The sequence below is a fragment of the Streptomyces sp. BHT-5-2 genome (genome assembly GCF_019774615.1).
In the GTDB taxonomy this organism is placed as follows: Bacteria; Actinomycetota; Actinomycetes; order Streptomycetales; family Streptomycetaceae; genus Streptomyces.
On record NZ_CP081497.1, the window covers coordinates 2,075,208 to 2,098,599 of the forward strand.

A 23,392-nucleotide genomic window follows, 5' to 3' on the forward strand; every position below is an offset into this window, starting at 1 on the left:
GAGGCGATCCGTGCGGATCGGAGAGCTGGCGGACCGTACGGGGACGACGCCGCGGGCGCTGCGCAAGTACGAGACCGCGGGCCTGATCGGCTCGCAACGGGCGGCGAACGGCTACCGGGTCTACGACGACCGCGCCGCAGTCCGGGTCCGCAACATCAGGTACCTGTTGGACGCCGGCCTCACCCTCGCCGACGTCGACTGCTTCCGGGGCTGCCTGGACGGCGACCTGTCCACCGCGCCGCCCTCGCCGGAGGGCCTGCGGATCGCCCGCGAGCGGCTCGCCGTCATCGACCGGCGGATCGCCGCCCAGACGGCCGCCCGCGACCGCCTGGCCCGCGCCCTGGACACCGCCCCGCCCGCGGCCGCCACGGGCGCCTGAGGGGCCGGAGGCGGCGCTACAGCAGCGTCAACTGCGTCGCCTGCGGGCCGTGTTGGGAGACCTCGTCGGGCTGGGCCGCCTCCTCGGTCCTCGGCGGTATCCGCCGTGCCCGTCCCGGCCGGAACGGCCCGAGACCGTACTCGGCCGCCAGCTCGTGGACCTGCCGGGTGATCCGGCGCTGGTACCACGTGGGGGCGTAGGAGCCGCCGCCGTACAGCGCCTCGTAGCGGCGCACCAGGTGCGGGTGGTGGTGGCCCAGCCAGGCCAGGAACCACTCGCGGGCGCCGGGCCGCAGATGGAGCACCAGCGGTGTGACCGAGTCGGCGCCGGCCTCTGCGACCGCCCGCACCGTGGCCCGCAGCTGCTCCGGCGCGTCGGACAGGAACGGGATCACCGGCGCCATCAGCACCCCGCAGGGGATGCCGTGGGAGGTGAGGGTCCGCACCACGTCGAGCCGCCGACCGGGCGCGGGCGTACCGGGCTCGACCGTCCGCCACAGTGCCTGGTCCAGGAAGCCGACGGAGACCGAGATGCCGATGTCGGTGACCTCGGCGGCCTGCCGCAGCAGCTCCAGGTCGCGCAGGATCAGGGTGCCCTTGGTGAGGATCGAGAACGGGTTGGCGCGGTCCCGGAGCGCGGTGATGATGCCGGGCATCAACTGGTAGCGGCCCTCGGCCCGTTGGTAGCAGTCGACGTTGGTGCCCATCGCGATGTGGTCGCCGCGCCAGCGGGCCGCGGCCAGCTCCCGGCGCAGCAGCTCCGGGGCGTTGACCTTGACCACGATCTGGGAGTCGAAGCCGAGACCGGTGTCCAGGTCCAGATAGCTGTGCGTCCTGCGGGCGAAGCAGTAGACGCAGGCGTGGCTGCACCCGCGATACGGGTTCACGGTCCATTCGAACGGCATACGGGAGGCGCCTGGCACGCGGTTGACGATGGAGCGGGCGCGCACCTCGTGGAAGGTGATGCCGCGGAACTCGGGGGTGTCCACCGTTCGGGTGACGACATCCGTACCGAACAGGGCGGACGGGCCTTCTCCCAGTTTGTCCCAGCGCATCGGGCCTCCTGTTGTGATCCTGGCGAGCCCCCCACCTCGCTAATAGAACACATGTTCGCGCCGAGGGTGTCAACCCGGATTTGGGCCCGCTGCCCAGTGGTGGTTGGCTTGGCCGCGCGCACCGCAGGTTGGCGGCGCACTCAGGTCCGGCAGCCGACTACTGGAGGAAGACACACATGGGGCAGGTAGAGGCCACCACGCAGCGCGAGATCGCGGCGGACCCGGAGGACGTGTTCGACGCCCTCGCCGACTACAGCGGCACGCGTCGGCAGCTGCTGCCCGAGCACTTCAGCGAGTACGAGGTCCGCGAGGGCGGCGACGGCAAGGGCACCCTGGTCCACTGGAAGCTCCAGGCCACCAGCAAGCGGGTCCGGGACTGCCTGCTGGAGGTGGACGAGCCCACCGACGGCCAGTTGGTGGAGAAGGACCGCAACTCCTCGATGGTGACCACCTGGGTCGTCACCCCGGCCGGGGAGCAGCGTGCCAGGGTCGTCGTCACCACCACCTGGCAGGGCGCCACCGGCATCGGCGGTTTCTTCGAGCGGACCTTCGCCCCCAAGGGGCTCGCCCGCATCTACGACGCGCTCCTCGCCAACCTCGCGGCCCACATGGAGAAGTGAGAAGCGTCGCCCCGTAAACCGCTCGGGGTGTTTTCATGCTCACCGGATCGGGTGGTTTTCATCGCTCGGGGCCGTCCGCTCTCCCGGGCGGCCCGCCGGCCGGAAACCCCTGATGGGAGCCCAAGTGCCTCACCCCGCACGGCACTTGACGTCCGTTCCCGCCCACCCTGCGCCGATCCTCCTCGGTTGAGCGCTGTTGTCGCCCGGTGCGAGAAACGGGCGCCCGTAGCAGCGTGACGAAGGGGAGCGGGACGTGGGCGGGACCACCCTGGGCGAACGCGACCGGCCCACCGAGGCACCCGCCGTCGAATACCGGGCCTCTCCGGGGCTTCGGCGCTAGCCGAATGAGCTCAGATTGGTGCAGGGGCTCCACAGTTGGCACCGTCGAGCCCCCGACTCCCCGAATGGTGCGGCTACTTCTCCATGCGGGCGGCGAGGATCGCGGCCACTTCCTTGGCGACGAACGCCTCGGCGGCCGCCTTGTCGACGCCGAGGCCGCTGAGCGGACCGGAGCCGTTCTCCTGCTCCAGCAGGGCCAGTAGGAGGTGTTCGGTGCCGATGTAGTTGTGACCCAGCCGCAGGGCCTCCCGGTAGGTGAGTTCCAGGGCCTTCCGGGACTGGGCGTCGAACGGGGTGAGGGCGGGCAGGGACTCGGCCGCAGGCGGCAGCGCCGCGGTCGCCGCCTCGCGGAGCGCCTCCGCGGTCACGCCCTGTGCGGCGATGGCCCGCATGGCGAGCGCCTCCGGTTCGCAGAGCAGGCCGAGCACCAGGTGCTCGGGGCGGATCTCGTCGTTGTGGGCCGCGTGGGCCTCGTTCTGCGACGCCACCACGACGTTCCGGGCGCGTTCGGTGAACCGGCTGAAGCCCTGGCCGGGACTGAGGTCGGACCCGCCGGCCGGGTCCTTGGGGACGAAGCGCTTCTGGGCGGCCTGCTTGGTGACGCCCATGCTCTTGCCGATGTCGGTCCAGGACGCGCCGGAGCGCCGGGCCTGGTCCACGAAGTGCCCGATGAGGTGGTCGGCCACCTCGCCGAGGTGGTCCGCGGCGATCACGGCGTCGGAGAGCTGCTCCAGTACGTCCGACTGGTTCTTCTTGATGGCCTCGATCAGATCGTCGAGACGGATGGGATGCGTCGTACGGACGGGTTCGGTCATGCGTCAACCATAAGTTGACGATCTCGGGAGCGTCAACCCTTGGTTGACGATCAGGTGTCGTCGCTCCTTCTGCGTTCGGCTCGTCGTCCCTGTGTGGTGTCCGACTCCTCGTGGTGCCCGACTCCTCGCCTCGGTGCGCGTCGCCGCTGTCCCGGCTACCGGCCGCCCGCCGCCAGATCCCGGTGGATGACCTTCGCCGCCGCCTCCACCGTGGCCACCCCGTGGTCCATGGTGTCGCTGCCGCTGGAGAGGACGGCCATCGAGTAGTCGTTGCCGCTGTCGGTGAACGAGCCGACGCTGTGCACCCGCCAGCCCTGGTCGGCGCGCGGCAGCCAGCCGTTCTTGAGGTACGCGGTGGCCGAGGCGGGCGCGCCCGCCGGCACGCCCCACCGCTGCTCGGGTACGACCCGCCGCATGAGGTCGAGGGCGTAGGCGCGGGACGTCGGGTCGAGCGCGTCGTTGTCCGAGGCCAGCAGGCGCATCAGGGTGAGCTGGTCGGCGGCGGTGATCTGGGTCAGGCCCCAGGCGCCGCCGGGCCCGGGCACCGTGTTCCGCATGCCTGCCAGGTCCAGGAAGTGCTGCACCCCGGACCGTCTGACCTGATGCCACAGGGCGTCGGTCGAGGCGTTGTCGGACTTGGTGATCATGGCGGTGGTCAGTGCGACCTCGTGCGCCGTCAGTGCGCGGTGCGCCTCCTCCGTCTGTCGCAGCAGTGCCCCGAGAACGGCGACCTTGACCACGCTCGCGGAGTCGAAGTGGGTGTCCGCCTGGAGCGTGCAGCTGGTGCCGGAGGTCCGGTCGTAGAGGGCGACCGCCGAGGTGCCCTGGCGCCCCTGGAGCGCGCCGGCGAGGTCGTGGGACAGGGTGAGGGCCAGGTCCGGGCGGTCGGAGGTGCAGACGACCTCGGCGCCGCCCACGGTGTCGCTGCCGGTGCTCGCCGAGGCGGGGGGCGCCGCGCCGCAGACCGTGAGCGCCGCTCCGGCGGCGATCAGGGCGGCCAGCCCGCGACGGGTCCGGCGAGTGCTGGGTGATCCGTGCATGAGGGGTTTCCTGTCCCGCTGCGGCGCCGCCCGCCCGGCTCCCCTGGGGGGCCCGCCCGGTATCCCACCGGCTGCGGCGATCAAGCGACGCCAGGTGCCCGACGACGGGCACCTCGCCAGAATGGCGGGCGATCGGCCGAGGGGAGAAGAGCGACCCGGTGTGACATTCGCTAACCGGACATCGAGGGCATTGCGCCTCGGGGTGCCCGTCGCCCACTCGGCGCTGTCATGTCCGCGCACCCCGCGGTCCGTTGTCGGGACGCCGACAACCTGCCTCCCCTGGGCCGCCGTTCAACGGCCACGGCCGCGCCTGCCGCCGTCATGCCCCGATCCGGCCCCGGTGCCACACCGCACCGGGGCTCGAACTCCCGCCCGCCTTACGGCAGCAACGGCCGGCCCGGGGCCATCCACCAAGCGGCCGTGGCCCCGGGGAGCGTCCCGGCCGGGCAGTCACCACTGGCCAGCAGCGGCACGCCGGGCACCGGGGCGGGCACCGACGCGGTGCCGAAGTTCACCGCGCACACCAGGCCGTCGCCGCGTTCGAACGCCAACACCTGTGGCGCCGACTCCAGCCAGCGCAGCGTGCCGTCGCCGAGCTGGGGAAGGCCCCGGCGCAACTGGAGCGCCTCGCGGTAGAGATGCCAGAAGGACCCGGTGTCGGCCACCGCCCGCTCCGCGGTGTGCTCGGCGAACGACGCGGGCTGCGGCAGCCACGTCCGCGCCGGCTCGCCCGTGCCGAAGCCGTACGGGGCATCCTCGCCCGACCAGGGCAGCGGCACCCGGCAGCCGTCCCGGATGTGCTGCCGGCTGCCCGTGCGGTGGAAGATCGGGTCGGTGAGCACCTCGTCCGGCAGGTCGTCGACCTCGGGCAGGCCCAGCTCCTCGCCCTGGTAGACGTACGCGGCCCCGGGGAGGGCCAGCATCAGCAGCGCCGCGGCCCGGGCCCGGGCCGGACCCGACGCGGCCTCCGGCGTGCCCGGTTCGCCGGCGTAGCGGGTGACGGTCCGGACCTGGTCGTGGTTGTTGAGCACCCAGGTGACGGTGGAACCGGTGTCGGCGATGTCGGTCAGCGCCTCGGAGATCACCCGGCGGAAGAGGTCGACGTCCCAGCGCGCGGTCAGCAGGTGGAAGAAGAACGCCTGGTGCAGCTCGTCGGGCCGGACGTAGGCGGCCTGCTCGCCCGGGGTGCGCACCGAGACCTCGCCCACCAGCAGCCGGTCGTGGCCGTCCCGGGCGGTGTACTCCTCGCACAGTGCCCGCCAGTCGCGCCACACCTGGTGCACCTCGGGCTGGTTCCAGGCCAGCGGATTGACCGAGTCGCGGGTCCGCTCGTCGGCCGCCGGGTCGGGGGAGTCGGGGAGTTCGGGGTGCTTGAAGAGCCCGGCGGCGACGTCGATGCGGAAGCCGTCCGCCCCGCGGTCCAGCCAGAAGCGCAGCACCTTGTCGAAGTCGGCGGCGACATCGGGGTTGCGCCAGTTCAGGTCGGGCTGCTCGGGCGTGAACATGTGGAGGTACCACTGGCCGGGGGTGCCGTCCTCCTCGGTGATGCGGGACCAGGCGGGCCCGCCGAACATCGCCCGCCAGTTGTTGGGCGGCAGTTCACCGCTCTCCCCGAGGCCGTCGGCGAAGTGGAAGAGCGCACGGGACGGACCGCCCGGCCCCTCTTCCAACGCCGCCTGGAACCAGGGGTGTTCGCTGGAGCAGTGGTTGGGGACGATGTCCAACAGCACCTTCAGGCCGAGCCGGTGGGCGTCGGCCACCAGGCGGTCGAACTCGTCGAGATCACCGTAGGCCGGGTCCACTCCGCGGTAGTCCGCCACGTCGTAGCCGTGGTCGTGCTGCGGGGACGGGAAGAACGGGCTCAGCCAGATCCCGTCCACGCCGAGCTTCTTGAGGTACGGAAGACCGCCGCGGACCCCGGCGAGGTCTCCGGTACCGTCACCGGTGGTGTCGCGGAAGCTGCGTACGTAGACCTGGTAGATGACCGCATCGCGCCACCAGCGCTGGGCCGTGTCCTGGGCGGGGGTCGGTTGGCCGCGTTCTGCGGTGGCTGTGAACATCTGCCGGTTCCACTTCGTACGGCGCAAGTCGGCGCGGCGCCTTGCGAGTTGCTGTTATGCATGCATGTTAGGTAGCCGCGTCTTTTCGGTGTCAACTGAATGACGAAAGTCGAACGATACGTGCCCGGATTTGTGGGGAATGGCATCGGGATCCTGCACCGAACGGCCCCTGTTTCTTTCTCGTCTTCCCCCTGCTCAGAACCTCAACTCCCGTATGTGGCAGGCGAGTACGGGAGTGTGAACGGAGGTTGATGGTAGGGGCTGCGCCGCCTCGGGAGCCCGTCGGACGACGCGACGAGCTCCGTTCGCCTCCCGGTTGCCCAGGCCCGGTGTCGGCTGCCAGGACGCGCCGATGTATAGCTGTTGGCCATACAGGGGAGAGGGACAGCGGGCACGGAACACGGGCACGGACAACAGGCGACGACGGCACAGGGAGAGGGAAGGCGTGCGGTTGCCACTCCTGGCGCTGCTGGTCAGCGGACCCGCGCACGGCTATGAACTCAAACAGTCCCTGGAGGCACTCCTGGGCGCGGCCTACCCCCGGCCCAACGTCGGCCAGATATACGTCACCCTGGGGCGGCTGGAGAAGGCCGGCCTCATCGAGGGCGAGGAGGTCGAGCAGCCGGACCGCCCGAACAAGCGGACCTACCGGATCACCGCGGCCGGCCGGGAGACGGTGGCCGTGTGGTTCGAGGAGGCCACCGTCGAACCCCGCGTCCGCGACGAGTTCTTCATGAAACTGGCGCTCGCCACCCGCGCCGGGACCGCCGGCCGGACCTCCCTCATCAACCGGCAGCGCCGGCGCTACCTCAAGAGCCTGCGGGAGCTCTCCCGGATGGCGGCGTCCGAGGACCGTGACAACCGGGTCGCGCAGCTGCTCATAGAGGGCGCGATGCTGCACCTCCAGGCGGACCTGGAGTGGCTGCAGCGCTGCCAGGAGGAACTGGAATGAGGAGAAAGGTACTTGTGCTGCGGCGCGGCGGAGCTCGTGGTGCAGGGGCGCCCGCGCGGGCGGGTGTGGCCTGAAGCCTATGGCCGTGCGCCATGGATGATCTTCAGTGGTCTGGACCGCCGGAGTTTTCCACAGTCCTGGCAGGGGCGTTGGGCGCCGCGTAACGTGATCGGTCGAGGGCCGCGCCAAGCCCTCTCACCTGCGAGGGGGCTGATAGCAGTGAAGATCCTCATCTCCGCGGACATGGAGGGTGCCACGGGCGTGACATGGCCCGCCGACGTCCTGCCGGGCACCCCGCAGTGGGAGCGCTGCCGCCATATGTTCACCTCCGACGTGAACGCGGCCATCGCCGGTTTCTTCGCCGGCGGAGCGGACGAGGTGCTGGTCAACGAGGCCCATTGGACGATGCGCAACCTCCTGCTGGAACAGCTCGACGAGCGCGCCGAGATGCTGACCGGGCGCCACAAGGCGCTGAGCATGGTCGAGGGCGTCCAGCACGGCGACGTCGACGGCATCGCCTTCGTCGGCTACCACACCGGAGCCGGCACGGAGGGCGTTCTGGCACACACCTATCTGGCCAACACCCTCACCGGCGTCTGGGTGAACGGCACGCGGGCCAGCGAGGGCCATCTGAACTCCCTCGTCGTGGCCGAGTACGGCGTGCCCGTGGTGCTGGTCACGGGCGACGACCGGACGTGCGAGGACGCACAGGGGTACGCCCCGCGGGCGCCCGCCGTGGCGGTCAAGGACCACGTCTCCCGCTATGCGGCGGTGTGCCGGCCGCCGGCCCGTACGGCGGCCGGGATCCGGGACGCGGCCCGTAGGGGCGCCGCGCTCGCGGTGCGCCACGAGCCGGTCCGCGGCGGCCCGTTCCGGTTCGAGTTGGAGTTCGACGCCGAGCATCTGGTGGGCGCCGCGACATGCGTGCCCGGCGTGGAGCGCTGCGGTGAGCGCCGCGTCGCGTATACCAGTCAGGAGATGTACGACGCCATCCGGTGTTTCAAGGCGGTCACCACGGTCGTCTCGTCCGCCGTGGAGGAACAATATGGCTGAGATCGAATGTGCAGAGCACCCGTCCGCCCCGGAGACCGGGGCGGTGGATCAGCAGGCGCTGGACGAGGTGGTGCGGTTCACCTCGGACCTGATCCGCATCGACACCGCCAATGCCGGCGACGGCGGCTGCCGGGAGCGACCGGCCGCCGAGTACGTCGCCGAGCGGCTGGCCGACGTGGGCATCGAGCCGGTCCTGCTGGAGCGCACCCCGGGGCGCACCAATGTCGTCGCCCGCATCGAGGGCACCGACCCGTCCGCCGACGCCCTGCTGGTGCACGGGCATCTGGACGTGGTCCCCGCCGAGTCCGCCGACTGGCAGGTCCACCCCTTCTCGGGGGAGGTCCGCGACGGCGTGGTCTGGGGCCGCGGCGCCGTCGACATGAAGAACATGGACGCGATGATGCTCGCCGCCGTCCGGCAGTGGGCCCGCAGCGGGGTGCGCCCCCGGCGCGACATCGTGCTGGCGTTCACCGCCGACGAGGAGGCGAGCGCCGAGGACGGCTCGGGATTCCTGGCCGACCGGCACGCCGAGCTCTTCGAGGGCTGCACCGAGGGCATCAGCGAGTCGGGTGCCTTCACGTTCCACGCCGGCGGCGGCATGCGGATCTATCCGATCGCGGCCGGGGAGCGCGGCACCGCCTGGCTGAAGCTGACGGCCCGGGGCCGGGCCGGGCACGGCTCGAAGGTCAACCGCGACAACGCGGTCAGTCGGCTGGCCGACGCGGTGTCCCGGATCGGCGCGCACGACTGGCCGGTGCGGCTCACCCCCACCGTCCGGGCGGCGCTGCGCGAGCTCGCCGCGCTGCACGGCATCGACGTCGACCCCGAGCGGCCCGATGTCGACGTCGACGCCCTGCTGGAGAAGCTGGGCCCGTCCGCCAATCTGGTCGGGCCCACGGTGCGCAACAGCACCAACCCCACGATGCTGGCGGCCGGTTACAAGGTCAACGTGATCCCCGGGTCCGCCGTCGCCCATGTGGACGGCAGGGTCGTCCCCGGCGCCGAGGCGGAGTTCCGGTCGACCCTGGACGAGCTGACGGGGCCTCATGTCGCCTGGGACCACGAGCACCGGGAGGTCGCGCTGGAGGCCCCCGTCGACTCCCCGTCGTTCGCCGCGATGCGGGCCGCGATCGAGCGCTTCGACCCGGACGGCCACACCGTCCCGTACTGCATGTCCGGGGGCACGGATGCCAAGCAGTTCTCCCGGCTGGGCATCGTCGGCTACGGCTTCTCCCCGCTGAAGCTGCCCGAGGGGTTCGACTACCAGGCGCTCTTCCACGGCGTGGACGAGCGGGTGCCGGTGGAGGGCCTGCACTTCGGCGTGCGGGTGCTCGACCACTTCCTGCGGAACGTGCCGGGGCGCGGACGGCGCGCCGCGGGCTGACGGTGGGCGCGCGGCCGACCGGTCGGCCGCAGCACACCGGCCGGCCCGGGCGTCCCGGAAGGACCCGCGCCGGAGGCGTCCGAAGACCCGCTGACCACCGCCGTTCCAACGCCTTCTTCGTCCGCGTTTTCCGACGGACGACCGTGAACTGACGTCCTATCACCGGCGCGTGTCAAGAGCGTTGACATGTCCGTTACTCGTGTCACAACATGATCCGTTACCGACTGGTTGGTGCGAAGTGTCCTTGTGGAGGTCTGCGTGCCCAGCGTGTCCCGAGCCGCATCCCGTCCCGTGATCCGCATGTCCCTCGCCCTGCTGGCCGGCACCGCCCTGACCGCCCCCCTCGTCCTCAGCGCCTCCGCCGCCGCCACGGACGGCGCCGATCCGTACACGGTCACCGCGCTGAAGGCGACAGTACGGGCCGGCTCGTACAACTGCACCGTGGACGCCGACCTCTACCGCCCGCGGGGCGTCGACGCCGCGCACCCGGCGCCCGCCGTGCTGACCACCAACGGCTTCGGCGGCAGCAAGGCGGACGGCTCGACCGACGCCATCGCCCGGACGTTCGCCGACCGCGGCTATGTCGCGCTCGCCTACTCCGGCCTGGGCTTCGGCAAGACCGGCTGTCCCATCTCGCTCGACGACCCCGGGATCGACGGACGGGCGACGAGCCGGCTGATCGACCTGCTCGCCGGGACACGCGCCGCCGACGACGGCACCCGGGTCGACTTCGTCGCCGAGGACGGGCCCGGCGACCCCAGCGTCGGCATGATCGGCGGGTCCTACGGCGGGGCGATCCAGATGGCCACCGCCTCGGTCGACCACCGCGTCGACGCACTGGTCCCACTGATCACCTGGAACGACCTCTTCTACGCCGTCACCCCGAACAACGCCGACCGTTCGCACGGCGCCGGCGGCTCCCTCCCGGGGGCGTACAAGCACGAGTGGACGAACGGGTTCTTCCTCATCGGCGAGGCACAGGGGCTGCTGCACCCCGGCCTGGACCCGTCGCGGCTCGGTGGCGCCGGTTGTCTGCACTTCGTCGCACCGGCCTGCCGCATAAAGCGCCTGCTGGACTCCCGCAGTTACCCGGCCGACGAGACGGGGGCGATGCTCCGGTACGCCCGGAGCGTCTCGCCGGTGTCCTATCTGAAGTCCGTGAAGGCGCCCACCCTGCTCGTCCAGGGCCAGGCCGACACCCTCTTCAACCTCAACGAGGCCGCGGCCACCTACCGCACGCTCGCCGCCCAGGGCACACCGGTCAGGATGATCTGGCAGTCCTGGGGGCACAGCGGCGGGATGAAGAACCCGGCGCCGGGCGAACTCGACCTGGCCAAGGGAAACTTGGAGAGCAGCTATGTGGGGCGGCGGATCCTCGCCTGGTTCGACCGCTATCTGCGACACCGCACGTCAGCCGCCACCGGACCGGCCTTCGCCTACTACCGGGACTGGGTCACCAGCGGCCCCGCCTACGCCACCTCGTCCACCTTCCCCGCCGCCGGCACCCGCCGGCTCTACCTCTCCGGGGACGGCACGCTCGTCGACGAGCGCGCCGGTGTGACCCGCGGCAGCCGTACGTACCGCAATCTGCGGCTGCCCACCAGCCACTCGGAGAGCTCGCTGGCCGGCCTGGTCGGGCTGCCCGACCCGGAGCCGTACGACATCCGGGGCACCTATCTCGACTGGACCTCGGCGCCGGTGGCGGGCGGACCGCTGGACGTGGTGGGCGCGCCCACGGTGACCCTGAAGGTCTCCTCACCGCAGGCCGAGCAGGACCAGCACTCCTCGGACGCGGCCGACAGGCTGGTGCTCTTCGCCAAGCTCTACGACGTCGCGCCGGACGGGGACAAGACACTGGTGCACCGGCTGGTGGCCCCGGCCAGGGTGCCCGATGTGACCCGTCCGTTCACCGTGGAACTCCCGGGCATCGTGCACCGCTTCGAGCCGGGGCACCGGCTGCGGCTGGTGATCGCCGCGAGCGACTCCGCCTACGCGGGAAATCGCGGGGTGAAGCGGGTGACGGTCACCAGCGCGCCCGAGGACACCGGGATCCTCGAACTCCCCGTCACCCAGGGCGCCGTGCCCTAGGCCGTGTGCGAAACGAGGTCGCGGGGACTGTCGGACGGGGGTGAGTCGGAGGCGCCTCGTGGCGGACGACGGGCTTTGCCGTAAGGCATCGCGACGCGGCGGGCCTGCCTACGTCACGCCCGAGTCGGTGACACGACGAGGCGATCGCCGGACAGTAGCGTGCCTGCTTGCTTGATGTGCCGTAGGACAGGCGAGACTTCCATGCTCTGCAGGCCGGGCAGAGCCCCGATGCGTTCCGACGTGAATTCGAAGAGTTCGTCGAGGTTCCGGCAGTGGGCGACGGCATGGAGGTTGTAGGGGCCGGAGATGGCCGCGGCGAAGGCGATCTCCGGTTCTCGTGCCAGCGAGCGTCCCACGCTCTTCACTTTTGACGGATGTACTCGCAGCCACAGGTTGGCCCGCGCGTGATAGCCCAGGGCTGCGGGGGCGATCTCGACGTCGATGTGGACGACGCGTTGTTGCAGCAGGACCTGGAGCCGGCGGGATACGCGGCCGGGTGTGGAGTCCGCCGCCGTGGCGAGGTCGACGAGACTGGCCCGGCCGTCGGCGGCGAGCGCGTCGAGAATCCTCTCGTCCTCGGCGCTGAGGTGTACCGGGTCGTCAGCGACGACCGGAGACTCCGTGAACGGGGGGCTGTCGCTCCCGAGCATGGCTTCCTGCTCCGGGGACAGTGCGCCATGGAGTGCGGCCCAGTAGTGGCCGCGGCCTCCCATGAACTGGCGGAGCATGGCGAAGGCGCTGATGTCGAGCACCGCCGCGGTGCGCGGAAGCCGTTGGCCGAGCAGTTCTTCCCGCTGCGCCGGATCCCGCGACTGAGTCGCACACGTGACTTCGGAGCCGGCTGCGCCGAGGGCCACCCAGTTGACGTCGTCCCGCTTGGCGAGCGCGCCCGCGATCGCCGCGACGCTGCCGGGCCGGCAGCGCAGTCGTACCAGCCATCTGCTCTGGCCCAACGCTCCCGGGTTGACCACGCCGGCGACGCGGATGACGCCGTCGGCGTGCAGGCGTCGATAGCGGCGGTTGACGGTGCCCTCGGTGAGGCCGAGCGCGGCTGCCATCGAGGCGAAGGAGGCTCTCGGGGCGACTTGCAGCGCACGAATGATTCGCACATCGTCGGGCTGGATCGCGAGGGATTGAGACATGGACACACCTCCTGTAGCCGGAATCCTACAAATTGACCTGCTGGGACCGCAGCTGCGGCAGCCCGGCCAGCAGACTTGCTCCGTCCCGATGAAGAGCCACAACAGTGCGCACCCCGGTGTCGCCCCGCGGCGGTCCGGGCCGAGGGCGCACGAAGCGTGCTCGCAATGCAAAGGAACGGAGATGACGCGTATGTCATTGGATGTCACAGGGCAGCGCACGCCGACCGCCCTCATCGTCGGGGCCTCGCGCGGCCTCGGACACGCGATGGCGGCCGAGTTCCTCGGCCGAGGCTGGGATGTCGTCGGCACGGTCCGCGACACCTCTGCGCGAACCCCCCTGCACGATCTCGCCGACCGGGCCGAGGGCCGCGTCGCCGTCGAGCATCTCGACGTCAACGAGCCCGACCACCTTGCGCCTCTGCACGAGCGGCTTGCGGAGCGTCAGCTCGACCTGCTCTTCGTCAACGCCGGTACCACGAACAATGAGTGGACACCGATCGGCACGGTGGCGACAGAGGATTTCGTCGAGGTGATGATCACCAACGCGCTCGGCCCCATGCGCGTCATCGAGGCGCTCGAAGACCTGGTGTCCCCCACGGGCCTCATCGGAGCGATGTCGTCCGGGCAGGGCAGCATCACGAACAACACGACCGCAGGCCGTGAGGTCTACCGGGGAAGCAAAGCGGCCCTGAACATGTTCATGCGCAGTTTCGCGGTCCGTCAGGCCGCTACGCAGCGCGGCTTCGCCCTGCTGGCACCGGGCTGGATCCGCACCGCGCTCGGGGGGCCGGACGCGCCGTTCACCGTCGAGGAGAGCGTCCCGCTGCTGGTGGACGTTCTGCTGTCCCAACTGGGCACGCCTGGCCTGGCATATCTGGACCGCTCGGGCCGGACCGTGCCCTGGTGAGCCCCGCCGAGCACCCCTTGCGGACAGTCCGACGACCGGCAGCCACCGTAAGCGGCCCCATCATTCCAAACGCCTCGTCACCCGCGTCTGACGTGGCCGCCATGCAGGAGACCGCAAAGGACGACGACCATGCCTCTCATCGCCATCGAAGAACACTGGATCATGCCGGACGTGACCTCCGCGCTCCGAGCCGAGCCACAGCCCGACGAAAGCCTTGCTTTCCATGAGGTGGGCGACAACCGGGAACGCCTGGAGGATCTGGGGGCCGGCCGCATCGCGGCCATGGACGCTCAGGGAATCGACATGTCCGTCCTGGCCCTGGCACCGCCGGGAGTTCAGCCGCTGCCGCCCGGAAAGGCACTGGCTCTGAGCCGCGCCGCGAACGATATGGCCGCAGCTGTCGTCGCCCGGCACCCGACCCGTTTCCGAGCGCTGTCCACTCTGCCCATGTCGTCACCGAAGGACGTCGCGGGCGAATTGGAAAGAGCTGCGGGCATGGGGCATGCAGGCACCATGGTCCATGGCCGATCGGGGGACCTGTTCCTCGACGACCCGGCCTACGACGACTTCTTCTCCGCTGCGGCAGAACTCGGCCAGCCCGTGTTCATCCATCCGCAGTTGCCCTCGACCGCGGTCCGAGACGCCTCATATCGCGGATTCGATCCCATGACGGACCTCGCCCTCGCCACTTTCGGGTGGGGGTGGCACCTGGACACCGCGACTGCGGCGCTCCGGCTGGTACTGCGAGGAACGTTCGACCGCCATCCCGACCTTCAAGTCGTACTCGGTCACTGGGGAGAGATGCTGCTCTTCTGGCTCGACCGAGCTGACGGCCTCTCCCGTATCGCCGGATTGGAGCGATCCGTATCGGACTACATCCGGTCGAACTTCTACATCACCAGCTCCGGCGTGCTCAATCCGGCACTCCTGCAGCACGCCCTGTCCGTCACCACCGTGGACCGGTTGATCTTCTCGACCGACTACCCGTTCCAACGGCCGACCAGGAAGGAAATCGATTCCTTTCTGAGCCACTTCTCGTCGGACGCGGAACGCGAGCGGTTCTCGTCGGCCAACGCGGCATCCCTGTACGGCATTGCCTTGTAGGCAAGTGGCCAAGGTGTGGAACAAGGTCGAGTGCCGGATCGGCCTGTCGAGCAGGCCCGCGGCGTCGCGGCACGTGACGCCAGGCTCGCCGTCCGCCGCGAGGCGACCGTCCGGCTCGCCGAGGCTGCCGGGTGCCGGCCGGGGGCCGGCGTCTTCCGTGACGTCCGCGGGCGGGGTCCTGCCGGCGTCAGAGGCGCCCTAGTCCTCGGTGACCGAGATGGCCTGCACGGGGCAGGCGCGGACGGCCTCGGCCACCATCGGGTCGCCGCCGCCGTCCTCACGGCCCGGCAGCAGGGCGCTGAAACCGTCGTCGTCCTGGGTGAAGACCGACGGGGCCGTCAGCGCGCACTGGCCGGCACCGATACAGAGGTTTGTGTCAATGGTGATCCGCATCTCGGGACCCCTTTCGTTGGCGGTGCCGCCTCCGGTGGTGCCGATCGCGCTACCAGGCCAGCGGCAGTTCGATCATTCCCTGGAGAGTGTCTCCCGGCTTGAACGGAATCTCGGCAGCCGGCACGGCGAGTCGCAGATCGGGGACTCGCCGGAAGAGCGAGCGTAGCGCGATCTCCATCTCGGCGCGGGCCAGATTCTGGCCGAGGCACTGGTGGATGCCGAAGCCGAACGCGACGTGGTGGCGGGCCGAGCGGCCGACGTCCAGCTCGTCCGGTGCCGGATAGGCCGCCTCGTCGCGGTTGATCAGCGAGGTCGGGAACACCACGCCGTCCCCGGTGCGGATGGTGCGGTCGCCGATCTCGATGTCTTCGGTCGCAACCCGCAGCATGCCGTCTGCTATGGACAGGAACCGCAGCAGCTCCTCGACCGCGGCCGGCACCAGGCTGTCGTCGGACCTCAACTGGGCGAGCTGCTCGGGGTGTTGGAGCAGGGTGAAGGTGCCGAGCGAGATCATGTTGGCGGTGGTCTCGTGGCCGGCGACCAGCAGGACCATGGCCAGCCGGACCAGTTCCCCGCGCCGCAGCGAGCCGCTGCGGAGCCGCTCCGCGATCAGCTCGTCCAGCAGGCCGTCGCCGGGCTCGCTCTCCTTACGGGAGATCAGTTCCCCCAGGTATCCCTCCAGTTCGAGCCGGGACGCCTCGCTCTCCTGGGCCGAACGCCCGCGCAGGAGGCGGCGGGAGCAGTCCTCGAAGAACTCGTGGTCCGCGTACGGGACGCCGAGCAGCAGGCAGATCACCATCGAGGGGACGGGCACGGCGAAGGCGGAGACCAGTTCGGCGGGCGGGCCCTGGGCCAGCATCCGGTCCAGCAGTTCGTCGACGATCCGCTGGATCCGCGGCCGGAGGGCGGCGGTCCGCTTGAGGCTGAAGCTGGGGATCAGCATCCGCCGCTGGGCGTTGTGTTCGGGATCGTCGACGCCGAGCAGCGGGGTCCGCACCCGACGGGCCGTCTCGAACCGCTTCAGGGTGATGGGGAACGCCGGATTCTGCCGGTTGGAGGAGAGACGCCGGTCGACCAGCAGGGCCCGCGCCGTGGCATGGCCCGTCACCGCCCAGATTCTGCGGCCGTCGTAGAGCGTGACGTGGGCGAGCGGGCCCGACTCGCGCAGCGGCCGGTAGTTGGTCGGCGGGTGATAGGGGCAGGTGCGGTCCTGGGGGAAGGAGATGGTGTTGGTCACGGATCCTCCCGTGCGGGTGGCGTGAGGTACTCGTCACCGGGACGTCACCGGGGTCCGCCGTGTGACATGCCTGGAGCGAGCGGTCTGTGCCGCGCTGATCTCCGTGGGGTGCGGTGGGTCGGGTGCCGCTGTGGCGCCTGCGGTCAACGCGGCGCGACGGCGGTGCGGTTGGGCGCGGTCACCTCCCCTCGGCGGCTGCTTTCGCTGCTCGGTGCGGCGGGTTCGCCTGTCGAACGTCCGGGCCCGCGCCGGGCGTTCCCGCCGGGCGCAGGAGAGTTTCCAGCACTCCGTCCACGTGTCGTTCGCGGTCCGGGCCGTCCGGCAGGGAGCGCGGGACGGAGTGGCTGAGCTGGGTGTGGCCGAGGTAGGCGGTGTACGCGAGCAGGCCGCGGTGGTGGGCCTCGTCCTCCGGGAATCCCAACTCGACGAAGAGGTCGGCGATATGGCCGATCCGGCGGTCGGTGACCCGGGCGAGTGCGGTGGCCACCCGGGGATCCGTCGCGGAGGCCAGCAGTGAGACCTCCAGGGGGTCCTCGGCGGCCCGGCGGGTGGCGCGCCGGAAGAGGAGGCGGAGCCGCTCGCCGGGGTCGGGCTCGTCGGCGAGGTCGTCGATCACGGCTTCGGTGCGGGATTCCGCCCAGCGGTCCAGGGCGGCCTCGATGAGTGCGTCGCGGTTGGCGAAGTGCCAGTAGAAGCTGCCCTTGGTGGTGCCCAGGCGGGCCGCCAGCGGCTCCACGGCGACCGCCGCGAGGCCGCCCTCGCCCATGGCCGCCAGGGCCGCATCGGCCCAGTCCTGCACGGTCAGTCGCTGCCGCGCCGTGCCGCCGTTCGCCTTCGTCCGCTCTCGCACCATGACCATACGCTACCGTACGGTAAAAACATACGCCACCGTACGGAGGTGTCCTGTGCACATGGTCCGCGACGTCCACACCCGCACCGTCCAGGCCCCGGCGGAAGCCGTGGGCGCCCTGGTCGACCGGCTCGGCGGCGAGCCCGACCCGCTCTTCCCGACACCCGTCTGGCCACCCATGCGCTTCGACCGCCCCTTGGCCGTCGGCGCCGACGGCGGCCACGGAACCGTCCGCTACCACGTCGCCGCCCACGAGCCGGGCCGCCGCATCCGCTTCGCCTTCGCCCCGGGCCCCTCCGGGGACAGTCCCGGCCACCACGAGGTCACCGTCCACCCCCTGGGCCCGGACCGCTGCCGGGTCGACCATGTCCTGGAGTCCCGGCTCCCGTTGGGCCGCCGGATCGCCTGGCACCTGGGCATCGGCGCCGTCCACGGGACGGTCGTCGAGGAGCTCTTCGACAACCTCGAACGGGCGGCCACCGGAAGCCTCCGCACCCCCGCCCGCCGCTCGCCCCGGGTGCGGCTGCTCAACCGCCTCCTGTGGGACCGGCCGACGCCCGCCGCCCTCCCGGAAGGGGCGCTCCTGGCACGCGGTGCCTTTCCTCGTACGGACTTCCAGGACGCCTGGCAGTTGCCGCTGCGGCCCGGTATGCCGCGCGAACCGGAAGCCTGGCAACGGGCGTTGCGCACCGCCCGGTTCCCCGTGGTCGACCGGAGCGGCGGCGAGACCCTGCTCGGCAAGGACGCCGGGCACCTGGACTTCCGCGCATCGCTCCTGGTCGACGACGACCGCGTCACGCTCGGCACGGTCGTCCGCACCCACCACCTGGGCGGCCGTCTCTACTTGGCCGCCGTCCGCCGGATACACCCCCTGATGGCGCGAGTTCTGCTGCGCCGGGTCCATCGCGCGGTGGCCCTGGCGGCTCCCGGCGCGGCTGAGCGGTGGGAGGGCGCCGCCCCGTAGGGAGGTCAGGGAACCCCGAACCACTGGTCATGGGTGGCACTCAGTGCCACACTCGCTGCATGGTGCAACGAGACGACACGGCACAGCGGCAGACCCTCGGCACGGAGCAGGCATGGGCGGCCCTCGGCGGCGACCCCGGGCTCACCCGGTGGATCTCCTACGGCGGACCGCCCGGCCTGCTGGCCGCCCGCCTCCCGGTCATGGCCCTGGCCCGCGCCACGGTGGCCGTCTGCGGACTCGCCGCGGCCGAACTCGCCGCACAGCGCGACGGCGGCCCGCTGCCGGCCGTACGGGTCGACGACGGCGCGGTGGCCACCGCCTTCGTCAGCGAACGGCACCTGCGGATCGACGGCCGCGCCCCCGCCAACTTCGCGCCGCTCTCCCGCTTCTGGCGGACCGCCGACGGATGGCTGCGCACCCACGCCAACTACCCGCACCACCGCGCCCGCCTGCTCGACGCGCTGGGCCTCCCGGACACCGCCGGCCCCGATCAGGCCGCGGCCGCGATCGCCGCACGGGGCGCCGAGGAGCTCCAGGAGGCCGTCTACGCGGCCGGCGGGCTGGCCGTCGCCGTCCGCACCCCGGGGGAGTGGTCCGCGCACGCACAGGGCGCCACCGTCGCCCGGCATCCGCTGCTGACGCGGGAAATCCTGGCCGCCGGCGCCCCGCCGCGCGGGCTGCCGGCCCGCGCCGGCGACCCGGTGCTGCCCGCCGCCGGACTGCGTGTCCTGGATCTGACCCGGGTGCTCGCCGGCCCGGTCGCCACCCGTACGCTCGCCCTCCTCGGCGCCGACGTCCTGCGCATCGACGCCCCGCAGCTCCCCGAGCCCCAGGACGTCCACAGCGACACCGGTTTCGGCAAGCGCTCCACCCCGCTCGACCTCGGATCGGCCGCCGGCCGCGCCTCCTTCGAAGAACTGCTCACGAAGGCGGACGTGGTGGTGACCGGCTACCGCCCCGGCGCCCTCGACCGCTTCGGACTCGCCCCCGAGGCCCTCGCGGAACGCCGCCCCGGACTGGTCGTGGCCCGGATCTCCGCCTGGGGCGACGGCGGCCCCTGGGGCCGCCGTCGCGGCTTCGACAGCCTCGTCCAGGTCGCTACGGGCATCGCCGCCGTGGAGGCGCACGCCGACGGCACCCCGGGCACGCTGCCCGCCCAGGCACTGGACCACGGCAGCGGCTACCTGCTGGCCGCGGCGGTGCTGCGGGCCCTCACCGAGCAGGCCCGGACGGGCGGTTCGCATCTGGTGACACTGGCGCTGGCCCGTACGGCACGCTGGTTGATGTACGACCTCGGGAACAGGCCCGAACCGCCCGCCTCCGAGGACGCGACGGAACCCGCGGCCCCCACGGACTACGACCCTGCCCACTACCTCCGCGAAACCGACAGCCCCGCCGGGCGGCTGCGGTACACCCTGCCCGCGGTGTCGTTCGAAGGCAGTCCGGTGAACTGGGCGACACCGCCGGGGCTTTGGGGCACCGACACACCCACGTGGCGCTGAACGGGCCCCGCGCGGGGGCGGCGACCTGCGGCTCCGGGCCGGTCACCCGCCGCCCCCGGAGCCGCCCCGGAGCGACATACCACGCCCGAATAGGGGTGGTTGGCCCACCCGACCCGCCCCTCGTACGATCTGCTGATGACGAGCACCGACCGCTATCTCGCACGTGGCCCCCGGGTGGGCATCCGGCACTTCGCCGCCGAGGACCGGCAGGAATTCACCGCCCTCGCCCGGAAGAGCGCCGAACTGCACCGGCCCTGGCTCTTCCCCCCGGATACCGACGACGCGTTCGACGGCTATCTGGCGCGCCTCCAGGAACCGCTCCGTGAGGGCTTCCTGATCTGCGAGCACGACAGCGGACGGATCGCGGGCTACCTCACCATCAACAACATCGTGCACGGCGGCTTCCTCAGCGGCGCCATCGGCTACGGCGTCTTCGCGCACGCCGCCGGGCGGGGTCTGATGAGCGAGGGACTGCGGCTGGTGCTCCGCCACACCTTCGGCCCCCTGGGCCTGCACCGCCTGGAGGCCAACATCCAGCCGTCCAACAAGGAGTCGATCTCCCTGGTCGAGCGCGCGGGCTTCCGCCTGGAGGGCTTCTCCCCGGACTTCCTCTTCATCGACGGCGCCTGGCGCGACCACGAACGGTGGGCCATCACCCGCGAGATGCTCCCAGAGGACGAGGACGACCCGGCGGACGAGGAGGGCGACGAGGCGGCCCTGGACGCCCGGAGGGGCGGCGAGACGCGGTGAGTGCCCCCAAGGAGCCGGGGGACGTCGTCGTCCGCCGCGCGGTACCGATCTTCCGGATCTTCGACGTGGCCACCGCACACGCCTTCTACGTCGGCTACCTCGGCTGCACCGTCGACTGGGAGCACCGCTTCGAGCCCGGTATGCCGCTCTACACCCAGATCTCCCGCAGCGGACTGGTCCTGCACCTCTCGGAGCACCACGGCGACGCCACCCCCGGCTCCACGGTGTACGTCGAACTGACCGGGGTGCGTGCCCTGCACGCCGAACTGGCCGCCAAGGACTACCCGAACCTGCGCCCCGGCCTGGAGGAGGACGAGTTCGGCACCTGCCTCACCCTGACCGACCCCTTCGGCAACCGGATCCGCTTCAACGAGCCGCTCCCGGAGGGGGAGTGGAGCTGACGACTCGGTCCGCGACCGAGGTCCGGACGTGCTGGCCTGACGGGTCGGCCGGGAACACACCCGCGGGTCGTGTTTCGTGCCGTGCGCCGAGGCGCGGGACGCCTATGGGTGCCGGCCGTGGCGTCTGTCCGGCATCTGCCGGACAGACACCCTTCAACCGTGCCCGGATAGGTGGGTTGGCGCCTACCGGGGTGTGGGGTGGAGGTAGAAGGTCTCGTTGCCCACGGGGTAGGACTGCCCGTCGCTGCTGGCATAGGGGGTCTGGACGGCCCAGGCGCCGTCACGGGTGGAGTTGCCGCTGATGCTGACGTAGTAGCCGGTGCCCTCATCGTGGAGCACGGGAGGACGTGATCCACCCGGCCATGAGCCTGCACCTTTCACGGCGACTCTCAAAGCCCCCAACTGCGCCCGGCTGACGGGCTTTTCAGATACCCGCTATCTACAGCTGCCGTAGGAGTTCATCACAGGCACCACCGATCGCCCTTCAGCGCCGTCGAAGCGATGCTGAACGCAGGGCCGGACCCGGCCGTCGCGCAGACGAGGGCGAAGTAGAGACGGTCGGTGGCATTCGCCGTCCAGGACGTGGAAAGCTCCTGCATCACGGAATCCATGTCATCTGGCTTGACGGCCGAGTACGCCGCCAAGGCCGACCGTACGAACGAGGAATCCGCGGTGAGGGGTTCGTGATCGGTGGGAATGACCGTGACGGCCCAGCCGCGCTCCTCGGCCAGTTGACGCAGCCAGTCGGCTTCGAGGTCATGCTCGTTGCCGAGAATCATGGCATTCGCCACCAGTCTGCCGTGTTCGGCCAGTGGGACCCGCTGCATCACCGCGTTCAGCAGCATGGTGCCGTCCGGTCCACCGTGTCCCGTCCACGGCAGATCGAGAATGCCGAATGTGGGCATCATCGGGGCGTTGATGGCGATGGTGTCGAAAGATGTGTCAAATTCCGCTTCACGCACATCACACCACAGGGCATCCACCTTCGCCCGGGACCTGTTGATGCACATGTTCAGCTCGAACAGGGGCGCCACTTGCTCATCGATTTCGACTGCCGTCACAGAGGTCGCCGAGGCGGCCATGACGGTCGTCTGGCAGCCGGTGGACGAGCAGACGTCGAGACACCTGCCCCGTGCACCTATGAGCTGCCGCCCGATGCCTATCGAGTCGCGGCCGTACCAGCCGAATCCATTGTTGTTGACGGCACCGACGAAGACAAGCCGACCGAAGTGCTCGACCAGCCTGATGTGGGAGAGCTCGACATCTCCACCGGATGCCGTTGCGGCGCCGATACCGAGGAGATGATCGAGTATCGGATCGGTCAGTATCGATACTGCTTTGTGGGCGGGAACCGGCCGGGACAGACAGAGCAGATCGACGGCATCACCCATCTCCGGCACAAGGCGCGGACGGTCCCGGACGATCGCGTCCTTCCGCAGCCCGCTCGTTCCATAGGCGCGAAGCAGACTGGCCAGGCCGACCCTTTCCACCTTGTCCACGAATTCGGTTGCCGCAGTTTGCAGGACGTGTGCGTAAGTGTTCTGGTGAACTGTGGACACCTTGTATCAGTACCTTCCTGGGGGTGCGCATACTTGCAACTGCTGTCGGCATCGGCAACGTCGTCTCAGCCCCTGTCTGTCTCCTGCTCCGGTCTTGACGCCGGTCGGGGCTCAGACGAGCCTGCCAATCGCCGGTGGCCCCAGACAACCCCCTATGGGCCCCTCACTTACCCCCAGCAGCGCCGCATCCCGGAACGCACAACCGAGTTCGAGCACTGGATGTACCGCGGCGACAGGCTGGTGTGTCAATTTCCGGCCCTGAAAGTCAGGGCGACGCACCGAACCGAAGACGGAGCACTGGTGGCCACCGCGTCTCCGTGACCAGGCCGCGGTACCCGGGCCGCAACACGGCAAAATTCCATCGAGCCGGCGCTTCGGCCGATTTACGCATGCCGCATGCCGCATGCCGCATGGAAAGACCTCGTACGTTTGCCTGCCCTGCCGGGGTTCGTACAAGCAGCCCTACCCCGACCGCTACAGCCACGACCGGGTCTGTCCACGCTGCGCGGAACCGCTGATCCACGTCGGCTCCGCCTTCGCGGCGCCCAAGAGGCGGGACACGTCCGCCTGGCGCACGCTCTCCGTGCTGCTGCACGCCGGAGTGCGCTTCCACAAGAGCTGCTGCGGCGGGCCCGGCTACCGCCCTCGCACCCTCAGGGAGGTGCGCGAGCGAATGAACTACGCCCAGACCACTGGAGAGCCGTTCGCCCAGGCGTTGGTCCGCCGCGAACTGCACTGAGAAGCCACCTCAATTGGTAAGTGCGCCTCCGCACGTGAGAGTCAGGCTGCCCGGCCCAGG

The 23,392-nt window shown here is 70.8% G+C and carries 23 protein-coding genes; 13 read left to right on the top strand and 10 right to left on the bottom strand.

Annotation, left to right across the window (positions count from 1 at the left end; all coding sequences use genetic code 11):
* Positions 1-10 precede the first annotated feature (10 nt).
* The gene (locus tag K2224_RS36855) at positions 11-379 is read left to right on the top strand and encodes a MerR family transcriptional regulator (protein ID WP_221911450.1); all 369 of its coding nucleotides are present in this window, start codon (positions 11-13) and stop codon (positions 377-379) included.
* 16 nt (positions 380-395) lie between these two features.
* On the opposite strand, the gene K2224_RS36860 is transcribed toward K2224_RS36855, so the two are convergent.
* On the bottom strand, positions 396-1,433 hold the full coding sequence (locus tag K2224_RS36860; RefSeq protein ID WP_221911451.1) for an Rv2578c family radical SAM protein: 1,038 nt from the start codon (positions 1,431-1,433) through the stop codon (positions 396-398).
* A gap of 176 nt (positions 1,434-1,609) precedes the next feature.
* Here K2224_RS36860 and K2224_RS36865 point away from each other — a divergent pair, with 176 nt between their 5' ends.
* A complete protein-coding gene (locus K2224_RS36865) occupies positions 1,610-2,053 on the top strand; it encodes an SRPBCC family protein (protein WP_221911452.1) in 444 nt (147 codons plus the stop codon).
* Between the two features lie 413 nt (positions 2,054-2,466).
* Here the strand turns inward: K2224_RS36865 and K2224_RS36870 are convergent, their stop codons facing one another.
* The 3 genes from K2224_RS36870 to K2224_RS36880 form a co-directional block, all read right to left on the bottom strand.
* Complete coding sequence (locus K2224_RS36870; protein ID WP_221911453.1) at positions 2,467-3,207, bottom strand: Clp protease N-terminal domain-containing protein; 741 nt, start codon at positions 3,205-3,207, stop codon at positions 2,467-2,469.
* Positions 3,208-3,362: 155 nt separating this feature from the next.
* Positions 3,363-4,247, bottom strand: a complete 885-nt coding sequence (locus K2224_RS36875) for a serine hydrolase (protein WP_221911454.1) — start codon at positions 4,245-4,247, stop codon at positions 3,363-3,365.
* A gap of 377 nt (positions 4,248-4,624) precedes the next feature.
* Positions 4,625-6,307 (bottom strand): glycoside hydrolase family 13 protein, encoded by a 1,683-nt coding sequence (locus K2224_RS36880; RefSeq protein ID WP_221911455.1) that lies wholly within the window; start codon positions 6,305-6,307, stop codon positions 4,625-4,627.
* A 445-nt stretch (positions 6,308-6,752) separates the two neighbouring features.
* Here K2224_RS36880 and K2224_RS36885 point away from each other — a divergent pair, with 445 nt between their 5' ends.
* The 4 genes from K2224_RS36885 (at position 6,753) to K2224_RS36900 (ending at position 11,784) form a co-directional block, all read left to right on the top strand.
* Positions 6,753-7,259, top strand: coding sequence for a PadR family transcriptional regulator (locus K2224_RS36885; RefSeq protein ID WP_221911456.1), 507 nt, complete (start codon positions 6,753-6,755; stop codon positions 7,257-7,259).
* Positions 7,260-7,478: 219 nt separating this feature from the next.
* Entirely contained in the window at positions 7,479-8,312 is an 834-nt protein-coding gene (locus K2224_RS36890) for a M55 family metallopeptidase (protein WP_221911457.1), read from the top strand.
* Positions 8,305-9,696, top strand: coding sequence for a M20/M25/M40 family metallo-hydrolase (locus K2224_RS36895; RefSeq protein ID WP_221911458.1), 1,392 nt, complete (start codon positions 8,305-8,307; stop codon positions 9,694-9,696). Before K2224_RS36890 ends, K2224_RS36895 begins: the two co-directional genes overlap by 8 nt.
* 300 nt (positions 9,697-9,996) lie before the next feature.
* Positions 9,997-11,784: a CocE/NonD family hydrolase gene (locus K2224_RS36900; protein ID WP_221911459.1), complete on the top strand. Its 1,788-nt coding sequence runs from the start codon at positions 9,997-9,999 to the stop codon at positions 11,782-11,784.
* Positions 11,785-11,897: 113 nt separating this feature from the next.
* On the opposite strand, the gene K2224_RS36905 is transcribed toward K2224_RS36900, so the two are convergent.
* Positions 11,898-12,926, bottom strand: a complete 1,029-nt coding sequence (locus K2224_RS36905; protein WP_221911460.1) for an Lrp/AsnC family transcriptional regulator — start codon at positions 12,924-12,926, stop codon at positions 11,898-11,900.
* A 190-nt stretch (positions 12,927-13,116) separates the two neighbouring features.
* Between K2224_RS36905 and K2224_RS36910 the strand changes: the two genes are divergently transcribed.
* Both K2224_RS36910 and K2224_RS36915 read left to right on the top strand, forming a co-directional pair.
* Complete coding sequence (locus K2224_RS36910) at positions 13,117-13,833, top strand: SDR family oxidoreductase (RefSeq protein ID WP_221911461.1); 717 nt, start codon at positions 13,117-13,119, stop codon at positions 13,831-13,833.
* Between the two features lie 129 nt (positions 13,834-13,962).
* Positions 13,963-14,937: an amidohydrolase family protein gene (locus K2224_RS36915; protein ID WP_221911462.1), complete on the top strand. Its 975-nt coding sequence runs from the start codon at positions 13,963-13,965 to the stop codon at positions 14,935-14,937.
* Positions 14,938-15,135: 198 nt separating this feature from the next.
* Here the strand turns inward: K2224_RS36915 and K2224_RS36920 are convergent, their stop codons facing one another.
* The 3 genes from K2224_RS36920 to K2224_RS36930 all read right to left on the bottom strand — a co-directional run bounded on the left by K2224_RS36920 (position 15,136) and on the right by K2224_RS36930 (position 17,426).
* The gene (locus K2224_RS36920; RefSeq protein ID WP_221911463.1) at positions 15,136-15,330 is read right to left on the bottom strand and encodes a ferredoxin; all 195 of its coding nucleotides are present in this window, start codon (positions 15,328-15,330) and stop codon (positions 15,136-15,138) included.
* 49 nt (positions 15,331-15,379) lie between these two features.
* On the bottom strand, positions 15,380-16,567 hold the full coding sequence (locus K2224_RS36925; protein ID WP_221911464.1) for a cytochrome P450: 1,188 nt from the start codon (positions 16,565-16,567) through the stop codon (positions 15,380-15,382).
* Between the two features lie 178 nt (positions 16,568-16,745).
* Positions 16,746-17,426 (bottom strand): TetR/AcrR family transcriptional regulator, encoded by a 681-nt coding sequence (locus K2224_RS36930; RefSeq protein ID WP_221911465.1) that lies wholly within the window; start codon positions 17,424-17,426, stop codon positions 16,746-16,748.
* A gap of 46 nt (positions 17,427-17,472) precedes the next feature.
* On the opposite strand from K2224_RS36930, the gene K2224_RS36935 reads away from it, so the two are divergent.
* The 4 genes from K2224_RS36935 to K2224_RS36950 all read left to right on the top strand — a co-directional run bounded on the left by K2224_RS36935 (position 17,473) and on the right by K2224_RS36950 (position 21,034).
* A complete protein-coding gene (locus tag K2224_RS36935; protein ID WP_221911466.1) occupies positions 17,473-18,381 on the top strand; it encodes a DUF2867 domain-containing protein in 909 nt (302 codons plus the stop codon).
* A gap of 59 nt (positions 18,382-18,440) precedes the next feature.
* On the top strand, positions 18,441-19,883 hold the full coding sequence (locus K2224_RS36940) for a CoA transferase (protein ID WP_221911467.1): 1,443 nt from the start codon (positions 18,441-18,443) through the stop codon (positions 19,881-19,883).
* Positions 19,884-20,018: 135 nt separating this feature from the next.
* A complete protein-coding gene (locus K2224_RS36945) occupies positions 20,019-20,633 on the top strand; it encodes a GNAT family N-acetyltransferase (protein WP_221911468.1) in 615 nt (204 codons plus the stop codon).
* Complete coding sequence (locus K2224_RS36950; RefSeq protein WP_221911469.1) at positions 20,630-21,034, top strand: glyoxalase superfamily protein; 405 nt, start codon at positions 20,630-20,632, stop codon at positions 21,032-21,034. The genes K2224_RS36945 and K2224_RS36950 overlap by 4 nt, the downstream gene beginning before the upstream one ends.
* A 183-nt stretch (positions 21,035-21,217) precedes the next feature.
* Here the strand turns inward: K2224_RS36950 and K2224_RS36955 are convergent, their stop codons facing one another.
* The gene (locus K2224_RS36955; protein ID WP_221911470.1) at positions 21,218-21,373 is read right to left on the bottom strand and encodes a hypothetical protein; all 156 of its coding nucleotides are present in this window, start codon (positions 21,371-21,373) and stop codon (positions 21,218-21,220) included.
* A 122-nt stretch (positions 21,374-21,495) separates the two neighbouring features.
* Positions 21,496-22,593 (bottom strand): hypothetical protein, encoded by a 1,098-nt coding sequence (locus K2224_RS36960; protein ID WP_221911471.1) that lies wholly within the window; start codon positions 22,591-22,593, stop codon positions 21,496-21,498.
* 403 nt (positions 22,594-22,996) lie between these two features.
* Between K2224_RS36960 and K2224_RS36965 the strand changes: the two genes are divergently transcribed.
* Positions 22,997-23,332, top strand: coding sequence for a deoxyxylulose-5-phosphate synthase (locus K2224_RS36965; RefSeq protein WP_221911472.1), 336 nt, complete (start codon positions 22,997-22,999; stop codon positions 23,330-23,332).
* Positions 23,333-23,392: the final 60 nt, after the last annotated feature.